Source organism: Agromyces aerolatus, assembly GCF_031432255.1.
In the GTDB taxonomy this organism is placed as follows: domain Bacteria; phylum Actinomycetota; class Actinomycetes; order Actinomycetales; family Microbacteriaceae; genus Agromyces.
Map to the genome: position 1 here is coordinate 1 of NZ_JAVKGQ010000031.1, position 2,346 is coordinate 2,346.

Here is a 2,346-nt window from a genome sequence, read left to right on the forward strand (position 1 = left end):
CTCATCAAAGGCCTCTCCGACGCCGGCGGCGAACCCGCCGGCATCCACCAGGTCGTCGCCGTCGGCTCGGGTGCGCTCGGCATCGGCCACGAGATCTCTGGCCGCCGGGTCATCCAGCCGGGCGACATCATCGAGGTCGACGCGTGCGGTGTCTACAACCGCTACCACGCGAACCGGAACATGATCTTCACGGTCGGCGAGCCGGCCGACGCCGCGTACCGCGTGCAGGAGCTCATCGCGGGCGCCTACCCCGTGCTGCGCGAGCACGCCGTGGCCGGCGCCCGGGTCGGCGACGTCAATCGCGCGCTGCGCGAGTACTACGACGAGGCCGGCGTGTTCGAGCTGAACACCGACATCTGGGTCGGCGGCTACGAGCTGGGCATCGCCTTCCCACCCGACTGGGTCGGCGAGTGGAAGTTCACCGTCGTCGGCGGCGAGGACGACGACCGCGTCTTCGAGTCCGGCATGGTGACCAACTTCGAGAGCATGCTCGGCTTCTCGCTGATCGACACGCTCGTCTACGGCGACGGCCCCGCCGAGACCCTGTCCACCCTCCCGCACGAGTTCATGGTGGTGCCCGCCTGATGTCGACCCTGATCACGAACGCACTCATCCTCGGCGGCGCCGCGGTCTCGGTCTGGCACCGCGCCATGCTCGTCGAGGACGGCAAGGTCGCAAGGCTCGGCGACGAGCAGGCGCTGCGGGCCGCGCACCCCGACGCGGAGGTCGTCGACCTCGGCGGACGCACCGTGCTGCCCGGCTTCATCGACGCGCACGTGCACCCGATCCTGGGCGGACAGGAGCTCATCTCCTGCTCGCTGACCGACGGCGTCACCATCGACGACTACCGCGCGCTGATCTCCGCCTACGCGGCCGCGAATCCCGACCGCGAGTGGATCGTCGGTTCCGGATGGTCCATGGACGCGTTCCCCGGTGGTGTCCCCTCGGCCACGCACCTCGAGGGCGTCGACGACGGCCGGCCGGTCTTCCTCATGAACCGTGACGGGCACAGCGCCTGGGTCAACACCATCGCGCTCGAGCGGGCGGGCATCACGGCCTCGACCCCCGAGCCGCACGGCGGCGTCATCGAACGCGGCGCCGACGGCGAGCCCACCGGTGCGCTGCACGAGCTCGCCGCGGACCTCGTGCGCGTCGTGGTCCCGCCGATCGAGCTGCTGAACGCCGAGCAGGCGCTGCTCGTAGCCCAGGACTACCTGCTGTCGCTCGGCATCACCGGCTGGCAGGACGCCGGAATCCACCACGACCGCGGATACGACCGGGCCTACCGTGCGCTCATCGAGCGCGACGCACTCCGGGTCGAGGTCGAGGGCGCGCAGTGGCTGCCGGCCGAGCTGCCCGCGGGCATCGTGGAGAAGATGGTCGCCACGCGTCGCGAGTTCGAGGGCACCCCGGTGTCCATGACCTCGGTGAAGATCATGCTCGACGGGGTCATCGAGACCCACACCGCACACCTGAAGCAGCCCTACCTCGAGCCGGGGCCGATCGACAGCACGGGCCTCGAGTTCTTCGACCCCGAGCGCCTCCTCGAGGTCGTCGCCGAGCTCGACTCGCTCGGGTTCAACCTGCACTTCCACGCGGTCGGCGACGCGGCGCTGCGCCAGGCGATCGACGTCGTCGCCCACTGCCGCGAGGTCAACGGCTGGGACACCGGGGTCAAACACGTCGCCCATGTCCAGGTCGTCGACCACGCCGACCTCGTCGACCTCCGTCGCGTGGGACTCGCCGTGAACGCCCAGACGCTCTGGGCGCGACTCGAGCCCTACGTGACCGAGCTCGCGATCCCGGTGCTCGGTGACGAGCGCGGCTACTCCCAGTACCCGTTCGCGTCGTTCCTGCAGCACGGCATCGCGCTCGGCATGGGCAGCGACTGGTCGGTCTCGACGCCGAACCCGTTCCACCAGCTGCACGTCGCCGTCAACCGGAGGCCGGTCCCGAAGCCCACGGTTCCCGAGGACGTCGGGGTGTTCATGCCTGAGGAGCGGCTGACCCTCATCGACGCCGTCCGGGCGTTCACGATCGGCAGCGCGCACCTGAGCGCCCGCGCCGAGCGGAAGGGCTCGCTCGAGCCCGGCAAAGACGCCGACTTCGTCGTGCTCGATCGCGACGTCTTCGCCGGCCCGCCGTCGGAGATCTACACCACGCGCGTCGATCAGACGTGGGTGGGCGGACGGATCGTCTTCGAGCGCCAGCACGAACCCGCGTCGAACGGCGCCGAGCCCACATCGAGCGCCGAACCCGAATCGAAGGAGCACCTCAATGGTTGACGCTGCGATCGCTGCGTTCTTGGCGGAGCAGGCCGAGGCGGTGACCTCGACGCCGCCGCAC

At 70.2% G+C, this 2,346-nt stretch carries 2 protein-coding genes; both read left to right on the plus strand.

Translation table 11 applies throughout. From position 1 onward, the window contains the following. Positions 1-585 (plus strand): M24 family metallopeptidase (locus RH864_RS19115; protein WP_310519171.1); only part of this gene is annotated, 585 nt, incomplete at its 5' end. Further along, complete coding sequence (locus RH864_RS19120) at positions 585-2,285, plus strand: amidohydrolase (RefSeq protein ID WP_310519172.1); 1,701 nt, start codon at positions 585-587, stop codon at positions 2,283-2,285. The genes RH864_RS19115 and RH864_RS19120, both read left to right, overlap by 1 nt. Positions 2,286-2,346: the final 61 nt, after the last annotated feature.